Genomic DNA, 16422 nt, shown 5'->3' with positions numbered 1-16422 from the left:
GACTTGATGCTAGCATCAAGTCATGCATTTGAAACCTGTCAGATCTGACAGTGTATAAATTAACAGTAACTGAACAACAACCTGACTTTGCAGTTATTTGATTAGATTGAACTCAAGGTCAATAATTTTTCACGCCACTCCACGCCCGCTGGCAGCGCCAGGAAAAACCCGTTACGCAAGGATTCCCGCGCTGGATAACTGAATGGCGCACCGCTCAAATCCAGCACCTCACCACCCGCGCCCTCCAGCACACCCTGAGCGGCAGCGGTGTCCCACTGCGAAGTCGGCGCCAGTCGTGGATAACAATCGGCGGCCCCCTCCGCCAGCAGGCAGAACTTCAGCGAGCTGCCGATATTCGCCAAGTGCAGCTCACCCAGACTGTCACTCAGCCCGGCCAGCAATCGCTCCTGCTCAGGGCTCGAATGCCGACGGCTGGCGACTACGGTAAACGCTTCGCCGGCGGGCGGAATGTGCCGTACATGAATCGGCATCGGCTCTGCGTCTTTGTCGGCACGCCAGGCACCCAGGCCAGCACCACCGAAATAGCAGCGGCCATTAGTCGGCATCGACACCACGCCAAACACCACGCGCCCCTGCTCGATCAAGGCGATGTTGACGGTGAATTCTTCACTGCCGGAAATGAATTCCTTGGTGCCATCCAGCGGATCCACCAGCCACCAGCGCTGCCAGCCGGCGCGCACGCTCAGCGGGATATCGGCATCTTCTTCCGAAAGCACCGGGATGCTCGGGTCCAGTGCCGTCAGCCCCGCGAGGATCAGATGATGAGCAGCCATGTCAGCCGCGGTCACCGGCGAGTCGTCGAGCTTGGCGGTGACCACCACATTGGCGCGCCAGAACGGCAGAATGGCTTCACCGGCCTGAAGCGCCAGTTCGATGACCGGGGCCAGCAATGGATGGGGCAAACCAATCGTAAGCTGGCTCATGGCTGAAACATCCCACGCTCGGTCAGCACATCGCGGGCCAGGTACAGGGCCGCCAGGGCACGGCCTTCGGTGAACTGCGGATTCTGCACCAAGGCAGACAATTCCCGCAGATTGACCCGATCCACGCGCATCGGCTCAGGTTCGTCGCCCTCAAGGCGGTCTTCATAGAGCTCGGTCGCCAGCACCACCTGAATCTTCTGGCTCATGTAGCCGGGCGACAACGACAGCTCAGTCAAATGCTCAAGTTGGCGCGCGCCAAAACCCGCCTCTTCCTTGAGTTCGCGCTCAGCCGCCGCCAGCACATCTTCGCCCGGCTCGATCAGTCCCTTGGGCAAAGACAGTTCGTATTCATTGGTGCCGCCGCAATACTCTTCAATCAATACGGCATGATCGTCATCGATCATCGCCACGATCATCACCGCGCCATAACCGACACCTTTGCTGACCAATCGCTCATAGGTGCGTTCTACGCCATTGGAGAAGCGCAACTGCAGCTCTTCGACGCAGAACAAACGGCTGGTGGCGACTATCTCGCGGGCGAGTATGGTGGGTTTCTGGCGCATGGCGGCTCCTTGAGGTGAACGCGGTACTATACCCCGGCTTACCCGATTGTTTGTGTCGGATGTCTTTCTACTGTTCGAGAAGTTTTCCATGCCCTCATTGCCCTGGCGCGACATTGATACCGTTCTGCTGGATATGGACGGCACGCTATTGGACCTGCATTACGACAACCATTTCTGGCTGGAGCACCTGCCTCAACGCTACGCCGAGTTGCATGGTGTAAGCCGGGCCATGGCGGAGCTGGAATTGCAGCCGTTGTTCGAGCGCAACGCCGGTCAGTTGCAGTGGTATTGCCTGGATTTCTGGAGCGCTGAACTGAAACTGCCGGTGCGCGAACTCAAGCTGGAAACCGCCCATCTGATTGCCCTGCGCCCGGACGCCGATACTTTTCTGGCAGCGATCAAACAGGCCGGCAAGCGGGTCGTGCTGATCACCAACGCCCACCGCGATTCGCTGTCATTGAAGCTGGAAAGAGTCGAGCTGGCACCGTATTTCGAGCGGTTGATCAGCTCCCACGATTACGGCTTCGCCAAGGAGAACCCACAGTTCTGGGATGCCCTGCAAGCCGATATCGGCTTCGATCCGGCCCGCAGCCTGTTTATCGACGACACCTTGCCGATCCTGCGCAGCGCCCGCGACTTCGGTGTAGGGCATCTATTGGCCGTCAGCGAACCGGACAGCCGCAAAGGCCCCAGGGACACTGCGGAATTTGCGGCGGTGGTGGATTATCGGGAGTTGATTGCAGGGCTCTAATCTTTTGTAGGAGCTGGCGCAGCCTGCGATCTTTTGATCTTTTTGCCGCTGGTGAATCAAGATCAAAAGATCGCAGCCTGCGGCAGCTCCTACAGGGGGAATTGCGAACACCCACGATATCGCAGGTGCATGCGGTCGGCGCAGGAGCTTCTTTTATTCAGGAATCCGCAATGTCTGCCCCGGGTAGATTTTGTCCGGGTGCGACAGCATCGGTTTGTTGGCCTCGAAGATTTTGTTGTACTTGCTGGCGTCGCCGTACTCAGCCTTGGAAATCGCGCTGAGGGTGTCGCCTTTTTTCACGGTGACAAAACGCGCCGCCTTAGCGACAGGGCCAGCCACGGTGATCTGATCATCAACGCTGCCGATCCCGGCAATGTTGCCCACGGCCAGCAGAATCTTCTCTTTCTCCTCCTGGCTGGCGACTTCACCGGTGAGCGTGACTTTGTCGCCATCCACCGCTGCCTGTACATTCGGATTACCCAGGCCGACCTTGGCGATGTGCTCCTTCAGCTGCTCGCTGGCATTGGCGTTGCCGGGCGTCAGCAGATCGATAAGCTTTTCACCTGCTTCCTTCACAAAGCTAAAAATACTCATGATGCACACTCCTTGCTTATTTAGGGGTCCAGAGGCGAAAGACTAGACCAACCCCGCAAGGAGTGGTTTCAGGCCGACCAATGACCCAACCTTGTGCAAGCGCTAGAATCCCGAGTCTAGCCAGCGCCCTGGAGCGAAGATGGACATCAAGCAGCTGAAATTCCTCATCGCCCTCGACGAAACGCGTCACTTCGGCCAGGCCGCCGCCCGCTGTCACATCACCCAGCCGACCTTGTCCATGCGCCTGCGCAGCCTCGAGGAAGAACTCGATCTGCCGCTGGTCAATCGCGGGCAACGTTTCGAAAGCTTTACTGCCCCGGGGGAGCGGGTGCTGGCCTGGGCCCGTACGGTGCTGGCGGCCTACGCAGGCCTGCAAGCCGAGGCTGCAGCCTGTCGCGGCAACCTGGTCGGGACACTGCGCCTGGGCGTGGTGCCACTGTCGAACTTCGACCCGCTACCGCTGCTGCAGCGCCTGCACAAGGAACACCCGAGCCTGCGCTTCGAACTGTCGGCGCTGAGCTCCGAACAGATCCTCGAGCAACTGGCGAGCAATCGCCTGGACCTCGGCGTTTCGTACCTGGAGCGGCTGGACAACGAACGCTTCGACTCGCTGGCTCTGAGCGAAACCCGCATGGGCCTGCTCTACGACCAACGCTTCTTCAGCTTTGGTGAAAAACCCCTGAGCTGGGAGGCACTGATCGAATTGCCACTGGGCATGCTCACCAGCGGCATGCACTTTCGCCAGTCCATCGACCACAACTTCCACAGTCGCGGGCTCAATCCGCAACCGCTGCTGCAGACCGATGCGGTCCATCAGCTGCTACAGGCGGTACACGGCGGGCTGTGTTGCGCGGTGATGCCGTTGGAAGGCGGCCTTGAAGCCTTGACCGACGACCTGCGCCTGCAACCCATAGAAAACGCCCAGACCCTCACCCGCCTGGGGCTGATCATGCGCCGCGGCGCACCGCGTTCGGCGCTGGCTGAAGCCTGTTTCGCGATTTATCAGCAATCGCCAAGCGGGTCTTGATCGATGGCATCTATCGGTACATCAGTACTAGCGATTAGACGCGACACTTTGACGCGCCTAGTCTTAAAGGTACATACACCGCCGGTACTGCCTCATGAACGCCAAGCGCAAGGGTCGCGCGGCGCCTGCCCTGGAAATTCCCGCGCTCGCCGCCAGTCAGAGTTATCACTACTGCAACCTGGAACACACTGAATCAGCCAGCACCGCGCTCGCTGAGGAGGTCGCGCTGGCGATCGCCTACAACGGCATCAGCCAGGCGGTGATGCTGGTTACTCCAAGCGACCTTGAAGACTTCATTGTCGGCTTCAGTATCGGTAGCGGGATTATCAGCGACGTTTCGGAAATCTACGACCTGAAACTCAGCGGCTCGGGCTCGGCGCAGTATGCGCAAGTGCAAATCACCAGCCGCGCTTTCTGGAACCTCAAGGCCCAACGCCGCCAACTGGCCGGTACCAGTGGTTGCGGGCTCTGCGGAGTGGAAGCGGTCGAGCAGGCATTGCCCGAACTGAATGTATTGCCCGGCGCGCCCTTGCCGCCAGCGGAGTGGCTCGACGGGTTGCGTCAGCGCATCAGTGCTTTTCAGCCATTGGGTCAATACAGCGGCGCGGTGCATGCGGCCGTGTTCATGAACAACCAGGGCGAACTGCTACTGGGTCGTGAAGACATCGGTCGGCACAACGCCCTCGACAAACTGATCGGCGCGCTGATCCGGCAGAACATCCCCACTGCTGGCGGCCTGGCCATTGTCACCAGCCGTTGCAGCCTGGAATTGATCCAGAAAGTCTTGCGCGCAGGCATTCAGACATTAGTCAGCCTGTCGTCGCCCACCGGCCTGGCCCTGCAATGGGCGCGCCGGCACAACCTCAATCTCATTCACCTGCCGCAAAAAAGTGCGCCGCGGGTCTATAGCCCTGCAATGGAGAATCCAAAAGCGTGAGCCCTCATCATCAAGCCGTCCAAAAACCAGCCCCGCGCTACAAGCCCTACAAAGGCCCGGCCGGCGGTTGGGGCGCACTGATCAGCGTCGCTCAAGCCTGGTTGTCCAGCGACAACGCACTGAAAAACATCCGCATGATGCTCAAGACCAACCAGAACGGCGGCCTTGACTGTCCGGGTTGCGCCTGGGGCGACTCGCCGGAAAGTGGCATGGTCAAGTTCTGCGAAAACGGCGCCAAAGCGGTCAACTGGGAAGCTACCAAGCGCCGGGTCGACGGCGCCTTCTTCGCCAAACACAGCGTTAACTCATTACTGGAACAGAGCGATTACTGGCTCGAGTATCAGGGTCGTCTGACCGAACCGATGAGCTACGACGCTGAAACCGATCGCTACACCCCCATCAGCTGGGAAGCAGCTTTCGCACTGATCGGCAAACATTTGCAGAACCTCAACAGCCCCGATCAGGCCGAGTTCTATACCTCCGGCCGGGCCAGTAACGAAGCGGCGTACCTTTATCAGCTGTTCGTGCGCGCGTTTGGCACCAACAACTTCCCTGACTGCTCGAACATGTGCCACGAAGCCAGCGGAGTGGCCCTGGAGCAAAGCGTCGGTGTAGGCAAAGGCACAGTAACCTTCGACGACTTCGAACACGCCGATGCGATTTTTGTTTTGGGGCAGAACCCTGGCACCAACCACCCGCGGATGCTCGAACCACTGCGCGAAGCAGTGAAACGCGGCGCTCAAGTGGTCTGCGTCAATCCGCTCAAAGAGCGCGGGCTGGAACGCTTCCAACACCCGCAACACCCTATCGAGATGCTCACCAACGGTGACCGTGCGACCAATACCGCCTTTTTCCGTCCGGCGCTGGGCGGCGATATGGCGTTGCTGCGGGGCATGGCCAAGTTCCTGCTGCAATGGGAGCGCGAAGCACAGCTGGCGTATGAACCGGCGGTGTTTGACCACGACTTTCTCAATGAACACACCGGTGGTGTGCTCGATTACCTGGCCGCCATCGACAAAACCCCATGGGAACAGATCGTCGAACAGTCCGGGCTGCCCCTGACCGATATTGAACAAGCCGCACGCATGTACGCCAAGAGCAAAAGCGTGATCATGTGCTGGGCAATGGGCATCACCCAGCATCGCCATTCGGTACAGACCATTCAGGAAATCGCCAATCTGATGCTGCTGCGCGGCAACGTCGGCCGGCCGGGCGCCGGCCTGTGTCCGGTACGTGGCCACAGTAACGTGCAGGGCGACCGCACCATGGGCATCAACGAGCGCCCTTCGGCATTCTTCCTCGATGCGCTGGAGCGGCGCTTCCAGTTCAAAGTGCCGCGCGAAAACGGTCACAACGTGGTGGAAGCGATTCATGCGATGCTCGACGGGCGCTCGAAAGTCTTTATCGGCCTGGGCGGCAACTTCGCCCAAGCCACCCCGGACAGCACGCGGACCTTCCAGGCCCTGAGCAACTGCGACCTCACCGTGCAGATCAGCACCAAGCTCAACCGCAGCCATCTGGCCCACGGTAAAGAGGCGCTGATCCTGCCATGCCTGGGCCGTACCGACATCGACCTGCAGAAGCAGGGCCCGCAAGCGGTCACCGTGGAAGACTCTTTCAGCATGGTCCACGCCTCCAATGGGCAGTTGCGACCAATCTCCAAACTCATGCGCTCAGAGCCGTCGATCATTGCCGGCATCGCTGCTGCCACATTGGGTACGCACCCGGTGGACTGGAACTGGCTCGTCGCCGATTACCGGCGCATTCGCGAGCTGATCGCCGACACCATTCCCGGCTTCAAGGACTTCAACCAGCGCCTGGAAAATCCGGGGGGTTTCTACTTGGGCAGCAGCGCTGGCGCACGGCGCTGGAATACTGCGTCGGGCCGGGCGAATTTCCGGCCGAACATTTTGCCGATCGACCTGGTGCATGAGCGCACCCGCGCCACTGGCATACTGCCTGACCTGATCATGCAGTCGATGCGCTCCCACGATCAGTACAACACCACCATCTATGGCCTCGACGACCGCTATCGCGGCGTCAAAGGTCAGCGTGACGTGCTGTTCGTCAACGAAGCCGACATCATCCGCCTGGGCTTCAAACCGGGTCAGACAGCTGACATCGTATCGATCTGGGACGATGGCCGCGAACGGCGGGTCAAGGGCTTCACCTTGCTTGCCTTCGATATCCCTGCCGGACAAGCTGCCGCTTACTACCCGGAGGTGAACCCGCTGGTGCCGCTGGAAAGCACCGGTGATGGTAGCCACACGCCGACGTCGAAGTTTGTCGCGATCCGCCTGGAAGCGGCGAGTGACAATGGGCTAATCATGGCAAGGTCGGCTTAAAGCAAGATCAAGAGATCGCAGCCTGCGGCAGCTCCTACGGGGCTGGTGTGCACCTGAAATTCTACGGGTGTACGCGGTCGGCGTGTAGGAGCTGCCGCAGGCTGCGATCTTTTAGCGTACCGCAGATCACCCACTTTCCAAACGCCCACAAAAAAGGCCGTTTTCACATGAAAACGGCCTTTTACCAGTAGCAAAAGACCGGCAAAAAATAGTTAAGTTCCGCCTAAAAAACAGTAACTTATAGAAATGTGTTGAAGTCGTGTTACTCGTCGGATTTCGATTGTAACGCCCATCACTCAGCCTCAGGATCGCGCCGTCATCCCCTTGAGGTTTTTCGTATGAAGTTCTCCTCGATTCTCTTGTTGTCCCTTAGCCTGGTCAGTGGCATCGCTTCTGCCGGAGGCACCACCGAAGCAGGTGTGGGCGGCGCATTGGGCGGGGTTCTAGGCTCAGTGGTCGGTCAGTCGTTAGGCGGCAGCACTGGTTCCACTATCGGTGCAGCCCTGGGTGGCGCAGGCGGTAGTGCGGTCGGTGCCGACAAACGTAGCCGTGGCGAAGCAGCCATCGGCGGTGCGCTGGGCGCAGCCGGCGGTAACGTGGTCGGCCGCAGCATGGGCGGCACCACCGGCAGCCTGATCGGTTCTGCCGCGGGTGGCGGTGCCGGTGGCGCGCTGGGTAACTACATGGGCAACAAGAGCGATGACGACGACGATCGTCGCCACAGCAGTCGCGGGCGCGATGATCGCCGCTACTACCGTGACGGCCATCCCGGCCGTGGTCATGCCTATGGGCATCGCAAGCATCACAAACACAATCGCCACCGTTAAGGCTTGAAGTGTTTCGCGCTCGGCCTTTCTAAAAGATCGCAGCCTGCGGCAGCTCCTGCATGAGCTGCCGACAGGCTGCGATTTTTTTGTTCACACCCCCAATCGCTCCAGTGCCTCGCGCAACACGGCAGGAATCGCCACCGGCTGATTCGACGCCCGATCCACAAACACATGCACGAACCGCCCCGCCGCGCAGGCGTCCTCTTCTCCCGCCTTGAACACCGCCAACTCGTACTGCACCGAACTATTGCCCAACTTGCCCACCCGCAAACCGATCTCGATACGCTCGGGGAATGCAATCGAGGCAAAGTAGTCGCACGCTGAACTCACTACAAAACCCACCACTTCTCCGTCGTGAATATCCAACCCACCCTCCTCGATCAGGTAGGCATTCACCGCCGTGTCGAAAAAACTGTAGTAGGTGACGTTATTCACATGACCGTAGACATCATTGTCGTGCCAACGGGTGATGATTGGCTGGAAGTGACGATAATCAGCGCGTTGTGGCATCTGGTCGGTCATTGAGTGGTCTCTTGGATAATGGGGCAAACAGTGTAATTACTATGATCGCCGCGGTCGGGGGCGACACGGGGTCATTCGCGGGCAAGTCGGATCGCTGCACCGCCGCTCCCACAACAAGCAGCTTGTCCGCGAAGCTTTGGCCTAAAGGTTCTCCTCGGCCCACTGCCTCACCTCGGCATAGGGATAATCATCCAGTGCGGCAAATCCCGGGATCGCTCGGGCCTTGAGTTTGGTGAAAAGTGGCACGCTGATCCCGCACAAGAATCGCGTCAGTCGCTCCGCACCCGGCGGGCTGCCGCTGTACTGCTCATGCCTGTGGATAAAGTCGCCGCACAGTGCCTGGAAGTGTTTATCCCCAAGCGCGGGCAATACGGGAGGTTCTGGCAGGCGAGCAATCTGCCCATGGCACACCGAACAATGCCCGCACTGCTGCGGCGCATTCTCGTCGCCGAAATACCGGGCCAGTCGATAACCGAGGCAACGTTCGGTGGCGAACAAATCGAGCATGGCGTGAATCCGCGTGATTTCGGTGCGCTCGTGCCGGGTGAAACAAGCATGCAATTCAGCGCTCAGCAGCTGCGCATCGAAATCCGTCATCAGCACGTTGTAGACCTCGGTCATTTGCTTGCTTTCCAGCTCCACCCAGCTCTTCTCCTGAAAATAATCCAGGGCCTTCACCACCCGGTTTCGTTCCGCTTGATGCTGTTGATACAGCGCGTCGAAGTTGACCGTGGCCCAGGTTCGGGCGCGGCTCGAGGTCTGGATGATTGCCGAGACAAAGTCCCGCCGCTCGCCCTCGAAACGTGCCAGCAAGGCCTCTGGCTCGACCAGAAACTTGAAGCGGTATTCGGCAAAGTAGGCATAGCGTGGCGCGATCAAGCCGCGCAGCTCCAGCTGCACCAGCAAAGTCTTGAGCGGCAGTTGGCGGATGTTGCTCTGATCCGCCAAGGGCCCGAGCAGAAACTCCCATTGCCCATCGGGGCTGGCCGCCTGCAGTTCGTCCAGCACACAGCGAATCCCGCTCAGCTCCGGCGTATCCCCGTAAACGAAATTCTCCAGTACATTGAGGCTGTCGCGGTTGGCCAGCACCAGGCAATCGGACGGCTGCCCGTCACGCCCGGCGCGGCCGATTTCCTGGCTGTAGTTCTCGATGGATTTCGGCAAGTCGAAATGCACCACGTTGCGGATGTCGCTCTTGTCGATCCCCATGCCGAAGGCGATGGTGGCGACGATGCAATTGCACTGCCCACCCATGAACCGTCGCTGAATCGCCTCGCGCTTTTCATTGGGTAGACCGGCGTGATATCCCTCGGCCGCAATGCCATGCTGGCTGAGGTGCTGGGCGATCTGCTCGGCGGTTTTCTGCAAGGTGACGTAGACAATACTCGGCTGCCCGGCGCGCTCGCCCAGCCACTCGACCAGACGCCGACGCTTGTCCTGGCCGCGCACCGGCTCCACCAACAGGTTGAGGTTGGGCCGGTAGAAACCGGTGGTCACCACATCATCCGCGGCAATGGCGAATTTCGCCTGCATGTCGGCGATCACTTTCGGCGTGGCGGTGGCGGTCAGCAACAGGGCCTGGGGGATGTTGAACTGGCGCTGATAGTCCGGCAGCTTCAAATAGTCCGGACGGAAGTTATGCCCCCACTCCGAGATACAGTGCGCCTCGTCGACCACCAGCAGCGAGATCGGGACCTGCTGCAAAAAATTGCGGAAGCGCTCGTTCTTCAGGCGCTCCACGGAAATCATCAAAATCTTCAACTCACCGGAGCGGGCCCGGGCCATGACCTCGTTGGCGTCATCCCGGCTCTGTACCGAATCAATACTTGCCGCCGCAATGCCATGGCGCGCCAGGAACGCCAATTGATCCTGCATCAACGCCAGCAACGGCGAAACCACCAGCGTCAGGTGCGGCAGCAGCAAGGCCGGCAGTTGATAACACAACGACTTGCCCGACCCGGTAGGAAAAATCGCCGCCGCCGAACGCCCGGCCAACACCGCACTGACCGCCTCCTCCTGGCCGGGCCGGAACTGTGGATAACCGAAGACCTGTTCAAGGGTGTTGTACATAAGCTGTCACTCCGTTGACCGCTGAGATGCCTGAAGCCTAGCGCGACAAGCTCAGCGGATCGAGAAAAGGTCGGGGGTAAAACACTACAGGTTGATACAAACGGCACAACTAATTACCTCACGGTCCCGCACCTTCAACCGATAAGGTTATCGCTCATGCCCGGATTCACCTGGCGTGGCCAAACACCATCAGGGCGACGAAAAAATCTCGGGTCAACACACCTCGCCCGTAGAGAAACCACCGTCCGCGGCCCCCTCTTCACGGCAGGAAGCCTGATGCCCGCGGATCCTACATGAAGGATCGCACCATGCAGTTTACGTTTTCAGTATTGTCGCGCACCGGCCTGCTGACCTTGTCACTGTTATTGGCCGGATGCCTGACCGTCCCGGTACAACCCACAGTAGAGCCAGGCGCAGAAGCCTTCGAAACACCCGAGTACCAGGCGCAAAAAGGATTGGCCGTGATCAAGGCCTCGACACTTTACGCGCGCGGCGGCACCGGCCAAGGCGTGAAGGTTGCCCTGATCGACTCAGGCCTCAATGCCAGCCTGCCAGCGTTTCAGGGGCGCCTGGCCGATCCTGGCTACGATTTTGTGCGCAACCTGCCCGGCACTATTGACCCCAAGGGCCACGGCACGCAAATGGCCGGCATCCTCGCCGCGAACAAGAATGATCAAGGGATGCACGGCATGGCCTTCAATGCCCAGCTAATCCCCATGCGGTTCGGTGACGACAAGGAACCCTTCTACTTCGACAGCGAAATCGCCAAGTCCTGGCAGGCCGGATTCGACAAGGGAGCACGCATCATCAGTAACTCCTGGGCCAACCCGATAGAAGCCAACACCAATGAAACCGTGATCTATGAACGGTTGATGGGCGACTCCCTGGAAGTGGCCAGGAAACTGGTGGAGCAAGGTGCCGTGTTCGTGTTCTCCACCGGCAATGAAGTCAAGCGTGAGCCCTTGGCCGAACCGGGGCTGCCGGCCCTGGTGCCCGAACTGGAAAAGGGCTGGATCGCGGTCATGGCCCTGAAGAACGATGGCAGCGCCATCAACCTCAAGTCCAACTACTGCGGCCTGGCGGCACGCTGGTGCATCGCCGTGCCAGGCGGTGACGGCGGAGCCGGCCTGCTGACCACCGGCACCGACGACACCTACGTGCAAACCGCCGGCACCTCGCCCGCCGCAGCAATGGTCAGCGGCGCCCTTGCAGCCCTGCAAAGCCGCTACCCGAAACTCAGCCCGCAGCAAGTGCGCGAATTGTTGCTCAGCAGCGCCAACCGCACCGGCATCTACGCCAATAGCGAAGCTTACGGCAGAGGCTTGCTGGACCTCGACGCCGCCTCGCGTCTGGCACCTGAGCCGATGATCGAATAATCAGGCAAGTTCCCATGCGAGCGTGGGAGCACAAAATTGATTACCCCTATCAAGGCCGGATCTCGATGCAGGTGATGTCATCGTCACCGCTAGGATCCTCAATCGCCCCCGCTTCCAGAGAGGCCAATTGTATGTCTGTGGGCAGATCCGCCCAAAATCCGTCACTGGCCAGCAGCCAGCGTGAACCGGGCTGGAGATCAAATCGGCTGATGCAAGGATCCAGTTCACGTCGCCCACTGAAGCTACGTGTCAGTCTGTGACGACCAACATCACGAGCAATGACTTCATGGGCAAGGTCACCGCGCCAGTTTGGCTGGCAGTGCGGCGCCGTCAGCCATTCAATAGACCCCTCACGCGCGCGTCGGCCAAAGCAGCAGTCTCCACCATGGATGACCGTGATGACCTCGGGGCCCAATACCACTATCAAGTAGCTGACACATGCCACCTTGTATTGACTGACCAGCGCATGTCGAGCGCCGGACAAAAGCTCCAGGAGCATCGCCTCTGCTCCAGCCGCCTTCAGCAGATCCTCGTTCAACTCAGAGAATCCGGTCTCCATGTACCTGACCAATGCATAAGCCAGTTCACCACTTTTGGCGGACGTGCTGCTCCCATCGGCAATCAGGTACAAATGGAAGTCACCCTGGCTGGCGAAGCCCGCATGATCGCGATTATCGGCTGTGCGGGTTCCTTGAAAGGTCATCAGTCTATGGCTGGGCACCCGGCTAATTTCCTTCACACATTTTGGCAAAACGGTGACGAAGGAGTTGTTCGCGCTCACCATCGTTTCGCGTAGCGCTTTGCAGGACGTAACCGAAATCCCGGTTTCGGAGTAAAGCCGTGAAGTGCTCGACCAGATACTGTTTCAGGGGCGCTGCAGCTTCACTGACTTCGGCAATCAGCTCTTCGCGGCCATCGACCAGGTTGACGATGTCTTCTATGTCTTTGCTATTGAGCACATCACCCTGGCCCCTACCGGCGTAGGCTGCAAATTTTGTTGCCAGAAAGCAGGCTGGAGAGAACACCCTGATTTCCAGGCCGCTGGGCAAGGTATGCAACTGCGCCTGCTGAAAACCTTCATCGAACCAGATATTGGAATAGCCCAGGATGGATTCATCTGACGGCATGAAATCCACTTTCAACTCGCCCAGACGCATCCTGCAGTTCACCTCATCCAGAGGGCTCTCCATGAAGCCGCGCTGACGAAGTTGCTCCATCAACCTGGGCCAGCCTGCATAACCCGTGAGGTGAACAACCAGATCGACATCATCGGTAAAACGCAGATCTTCCAGCGTGACTTCGTCAGTCACCAACAATGCCGTAGTGCAACCGCCGACAAACGCCACCTGCTGTCTTAGCTCATCACCCAAAGCCTGTGCGACAACGTCCAGCATCTCCAGCAGCTCTTGCTGTTTCTTACTCATGAAGAATCCATTTTCTTAGCATTGAGTTCGCGACCTCCGCTTCTCGCGGGCTTCCGATGCGAACCGCATCAACTAACGCCAGGTAGTGATACAGCAAATAATCCGCCTTCACGGCCTGAGGCACTGTCTTGTAAATCGGAGTGATCGCCTGGCCTTTCTTCTTCCCCTGCGCCGAGGGCCAGACGGGGATCAACTCACCCGCACTCATCAGCTTGCCCTCAAGGATGGGCGCAGCAAACGCAGTCGGTATACCTCTCACGATGGCGCCCGGCCTGACGGGAAAGAAATACTTGAGCCCATGCGTTACCAGATCCAGTAAACCTCTTCGGTTGACGCGCGGAAGGTTCTCTTCCAGGTAAGAAATCACCAGCCCTACCTCCCGGCAGCGCTTGAGGGAGCTGGATATCTCGCTTTTGCCCAACCCAAGGGCAGCGGCCAACCCACGAACGGTATAGCTTTCCGTATTTACCGGAGGTTCGTCATAGGGTTCATCGTCCCAACCTTGCCAGTCCAGCGCATCGGAAAGTCGAACGCCAACGTTTTTCACCGTCCGCTCAATGTCCATGTAATGTCCGGATTCCTCCCTGATCTCTTGAGCCTCCAGCTCATCAAGTCGACGAGTAACATTGAGCCGGATTTCCTTGTTCTCATCCCCCAGCTCCTGCTCCTCCAGGCTGACGAGCTTGAAAAGAAGCAAAATATCTTGACCTTTCATAAAGCCCCTACCCCGTTTGTCCACAGTCCGCGGACTGAGGACACTGTAAAGTAGAAGTAGGTTTACCTGTCAACCGGAAAAACAAGTAGGTCTTTTAGCCAGTATTGAGTAGGACGTTCGGATCAGTCTTCTGCCGCAGTGTTTAGCCGCTTGGCCACAACCCATTGAGGCCTCGCAACACCCTTGCACGGCTACGCGAAACACACCTATAGTTCGCGCCGTCGCTGCAAAATCAGCGAACAGGTTTGGTCACCTGAAAACAGCACACATAAGTGCCATCACTTGCTCTGCGAGCTTCTATGTCTTCGCAACGCATTGCTATGGCGGCTGTGTGTGGGACGCCTTCGGGCGTGCCGGATTGCTGTTTCCGGTTGACCAACCTGCACACAGTCCGCCACCCATCGTTTGGTCACGATGATGGCGGTTACTTAACAGCAAACCGAGTAACCAATATGCAAACTATGAATCCGTTTGTAGAACGCTACCGCCCCCTGAAAACCAGCATCACCGACACGTCCGTGCTCGCCATCGACACAGAGGCCTGCCCTCAAGCCATCCTCGACGCCGCCCACCAACGTATCCGTGCCTCCAGCGACTTGCTCGAAACCCTGTATTGCCTGTGCTTCAACCAGGCCGACATCAAAGCCCTCTACCTGCTGACACAGGACGGCTGCGACCTTCTCGAAGTCGCGCAGCAACGCATGCTGAACTGGAAAGCGCCCAGCTGACACACCGCACTAACTGGCACGCCATGCTCTTGTGGGAGCTGGCTTGCCTGCGAAAAAAACTATGACTCAGTGATTTTCCCTGACCCTCACGCAAAAGCCCGGAAACACTGGAACTCCAAAAAGCCAACGCCCGGCCACGATCCCTTGAACTACAATTGGGTCTTGCAGCGTGAGGCCAATGTGATGCGCGAACTGACGTTTGAGCAAAAGCAGGACCATTACGAAAGTGTCCGCCGGTCAAACTACCTGGCGAGCCTGCGCCTGGAAGGCTTTGACACAACACGCGCCGACGCCGATAAACCGCTCCCCGGCCGGGAAGCGGTGCTGCGCAAATACCTCAAGAGCCCAAGCTGATGCCCGGTCAATATGGGGGTAACCTGGATCCTTATTGCTATCCGGATAGCGGAGTGCTGCGCAACCTGCTCAATATTCATGACGAGCCCCTCCTGCAACAAGCCGAACGAGAGTTCTCCGAAATTGCCGCCAGCACCCTTCGTCTACACCCCGTGCCCTTCGATCTGGGTTTCTTGCAGCTCATTCATAAAACCCTGTTTTCGGACGTCTACGAATGGGCCGGCGAACTGAGAACAATCAATATCCAGAAGGACGAAACCCTGTTCTGCACCGCTGAACGAATCGTCCCCGAGGCCGAAAAAATATTTCGCGCCATGGAAAAGGCCTCCTGGTTCGCGGGCGCATCCAAAGCGGAGCTGGTGATCAAGGTTGCCGAGGCGTATGGCGATCTCAACGTTATTCACCCGTTCCGGGACGGCAACGGTCGAGCCCAACGCATACTGTTTGAGCACATCATCATCAATGCCGGTTTTACCGTTGATTGGTGGCTGGTCGACACTGCCGATTGGGTTCCCGCCAACGTCGACGCCGTAGCCTGCGACTACCGGGGGCTGGAGACCATCTTCAAACGCTGTATCGGAAAAATCCCGCGCTAGATACTGATGGTTTGGCCTTACACTCACCGCCTGCCCCCGCTATTCCCAACCGGACTGTTACCCATGAAACTCGCCATCGGCTTCCCCGACGATCAAGCGATGCGCCTCCTCATGCAGCTACTGCACGAAGAACTCGGCCTGCCTGAACGCAAAACCATCAGCCTGCAAACCTCGATCAACTTCGACCTCGGTTGCGACGGCGCCGACGCAGAGCAACTGATGGAAGCACTGACCGAGCAGTTCACCGTCGACTTCATCGACTACGACGCCTATCGCTACTTCCAGCCCGAAGGCTATGACCTGTTCCTCAAACGCAGGGCCAAGGGTCGCGGCGACAAACTCCCGCTGACCATCGGCATGCTATATGGAGCTATCAAGGCGCAGCGCTGGGAGACTCAGGAGCTGGAACGTCTGTAAGCGTCTTGGGGGACATGGTGCGGATGCGTTTCGAAGCCCAACGCGTCCCGCGCCTACGCCAAGCCCATCATAAAGTGCAATTATTCTGGCTGTTTAACTCTAATTCAGCAGGAATAATGGTAGTTATGACCACGCTCACGCTGAGCCAATGTGGAATAACAGGTTCATGGCGAGGCCGTTTTCCGCGATCATTCGTGTTATTCCTGCCCCCCCCAAGCTGTACGAGTCCTAC

Annotated in this window: 18 protein-coding genes; 10 read left to right on the top strand and 8 right to left on the bottom strand. The window is 58.6% G+C overall.

Going from position 1 to position 16422, the window contains the following annotated elements:
* Positions 1-101: 101 nt before the first annotated feature.
* The gene (gene cysQ, locus F8N21_RS07200) at positions 102-944 is read right to left on the bottom strand and encodes a 3'(2'),5'-bisphosphate nucleotidase CysQ (protein WP_224788179.1); all 843 of its coding nucleotides are present in this window, start codon (positions 942-944) and stop codon (positions 102-104) included.
* Positions 941-1507 carry an ADP compounds hydrolase NudE gene (gene nudE, locus F8N21_RS07195; RefSeq protein ID WP_150641460.1) on the bottom strand — a complete coding sequence of 189 codons (567 nt, stop codon included), beginning with the start codon at positions 1505-1507 and terminating at the stop codon, positions 941-943. The genes cysQ and nudE overlap by 4 nt, the downstream gene beginning before the upstream one ends.
* Before the next feature lie 88 nt (positions 1508-1595).
* Between nudE and yrfG the strand changes: the two genes are divergently transcribed.
* Entirely contained in the window at positions 1596-2258 is a 663-nt protein-coding gene (yrfG, locus tag F8N21_RS07190; RefSeq protein ID WP_150641459.1) for a GMP/IMP nucleotidase, read from the top strand.
* A 153-nt stretch (positions 2259-2411) separates the two neighbouring features.
* Here yrfG and lysM read toward each other — a convergent pair whose 3' ends face one another.
* The gene (lysM, locus tag F8N21_RS07185) at positions 2412-2852 is read right to left on the bottom strand and encodes a peptidoglycan-binding protein LysM (protein WP_150641458.1); all 441 of its coding nucleotides are present in this window, start codon (positions 2850-2852) and stop codon (positions 2412-2414) included.
* 139 nt (positions 2853-2991) lie between these two features.
* Between lysM and F8N21_RS07180 the strand changes: the two genes are divergently transcribed.
* The 4 genes from F8N21_RS07180 to F8N21_RS07165 all read left to right on the top strand — a co-directional run bounded on the left by F8N21_RS07180 (position 2992) and on the right by F8N21_RS07165 (position 7988).
* Positions 2992-3879, top strand: a complete 888-nt coding sequence (locus tag F8N21_RS07180) for a LysR family transcriptional regulator (RefSeq protein ID WP_150641457.1) — start codon at positions 2992-2994, stop codon at positions 3877-3879.
* A gap of 94 nt (positions 3880-3973) precedes the next feature.
* Positions 3974-4816 carry a formate dehydrogenase accessory sulfurtransferase FdhD gene (fdhD, locus tag F8N21_RS07175; RefSeq protein WP_150641456.1) on the top strand — a complete coding sequence of 281 codons (843 nt, stop codon included), beginning with the start codon at positions 3974-3976 and terminating at the stop codon, positions 4814-4816.
* On the top strand, positions 4813-7161 hold the full coding sequence (locus F8N21_RS07170) for an FdhF/YdeP family oxidoreductase (RefSeq protein WP_150641455.1): 2349 nt from the start codon (positions 4813-4815) through the stop codon (positions 7159-7161). The genes fdhD and F8N21_RS07170 overlap by 4 nt, the downstream gene beginning before the upstream one ends.
* Positions 7162-7499: 338 nt before the next feature.
* Positions 7500-7988, top strand: coding sequence for a glycine zipper domain-containing protein (locus tag F8N21_RS07165; protein WP_150641454.1), 489 nt, complete (start codon positions 7500-7502; stop codon positions 7986-7988).
* Between the two features lie 90 nt (positions 7989-8078).
* On the opposite strand, the gene F8N21_RS07160 is transcribed toward F8N21_RS07165, so the two are convergent.
* The gene (locus F8N21_RS07160; protein WP_150641453.1) at positions 8079-8510 is read right to left on the bottom strand and encodes an acyl-CoA thioesterase; all 432 of its coding nucleotides are present in this window, start codon (positions 8508-8510) and stop codon (positions 8079-8081) included.
* Between the two features lie 141 nt (positions 8511-8651).
* The gene (locus F8N21_RS07155; RefSeq protein ID WP_150641452.1) at positions 8652-10580 is read right to left on the bottom strand and encodes an ATP-dependent DNA helicase RecQ; all 1929 of its coding nucleotides are present in this window, start codon (positions 10578-10580) and stop codon (positions 8652-8654) included.
* A 308-nt stretch (positions 10581-10888) separates the two neighbouring features.
* Between F8N21_RS07155 and F8N21_RS07150 the strand changes: the two genes are divergently transcribed.
* The gene (locus tag F8N21_RS07150) at positions 10889-11956 is read left to right on the top strand and encodes a S8 family peptidase (protein WP_150641451.1); all 1068 of its coding nucleotides are present in this window, start codon (positions 10889-10891) and stop codon (positions 11954-11956) included.
* Between the two features lie 49 nt (positions 11957-12005).
* On the opposite strand, the gene F8N21_RS07145 is transcribed toward F8N21_RS07150, so the two are convergent.
* The 3 genes from F8N21_RS07145 to F8N21_RS07135 are packed head-to-tail and all read right to left on the bottom strand — an operon-like array spanning position 12006 to position 14095.
* Positions 12006-12737 (bottom strand): PP2C family protein-serine/threonine phosphatase, encoded by a 732-nt coding sequence (locus tag F8N21_RS07145; RefSeq protein WP_150641450.1) that lies wholly within the window; start codon positions 12735-12737, stop codon positions 12006-12008.
* Positions 12682-13350, bottom strand: coding sequence for a hypothetical protein (locus F8N21_RS07140; RefSeq protein ID WP_224788178.1), 669 nt, complete (start codon positions 13348-13350; stop codon positions 12682-12684). The genes F8N21_RS07145 and F8N21_RS07140 overlap by 56 nt, the downstream gene beginning before the upstream one ends.
* 22 nt (positions 13351-13372) lie before the next feature.
* The gene (locus tag F8N21_RS07135; RefSeq protein ID WP_150641448.1) at positions 13373-14095 is read right to left on the bottom strand and encodes a hypothetical protein; all 723 of its coding nucleotides are present in this window, start codon (positions 14093-14095) and stop codon (positions 13373-13375) included.
* 452 nt (positions 14096-14547) lie between these two features.
* On the opposite strand from F8N21_RS07135, the gene F8N21_RS07130 reads away from it, so the two are divergent.
* The 4 genes from F8N21_RS07130 (at position 14548) to F8N21_RS07115 (ending at position 16190) form a co-directional block, all read left to right on the top strand.
* Positions 14548-14823 (top strand): hypothetical protein, encoded by a 276-nt coding sequence (locus F8N21_RS07130; protein WP_150641447.1) that lies wholly within the window; start codon positions 14548-14550, stop codon positions 14821-14823.
* Positions 14824-15006: 183 nt separating this feature from the next.
* Entirely contained in the window at positions 15007-15177 is a 171-nt protein-coding gene (locus tag F8N21_RS07125; protein WP_150641446.1) for a YhfG family protein, read from the top strand.
* Positions 15177-15773 (top strand): Fic/DOC family protein, encoded by a 597-nt coding sequence (locus F8N21_RS07120; RefSeq protein ID WP_150641445.1) that lies wholly within the window; start codon positions 15177-15179, stop codon positions 15771-15773. The genes F8N21_RS07125 and F8N21_RS07120 overlap by 1 nt, the downstream gene beginning before the upstream one ends.
* A 63-nt stretch (positions 15774-15836) precedes the next feature.
* Positions 15837-16190: a DUF1493 family protein gene (locus tag F8N21_RS07115; RefSeq protein ID WP_150641444.1), complete on the top strand. Its 354-nt coding sequence runs from the start codon at positions 15837-15839 to the stop codon at positions 16188-16190.
* The last annotated feature ends 232 nt before the right edge of the window (positions 16191-16422 follow it).

The sequence above is a fragment of the Pseudomonas fluorescens genome, assembly GCF_902497895.1.
In the GTDB taxonomy this organism is placed as follows: domain Bacteria; phylum Pseudomonadota; class Gammaproteobacteria; order Pseudomonadales; family Pseudomonadaceae; genus Aquipseudomonas; species Aquipseudomonas fluorescens_BP.
The sequence above is the reverse complement of the archived record's forward strand: the minus strand, read 5'-3'. Positions and strand labels throughout refer to the sequence as shown.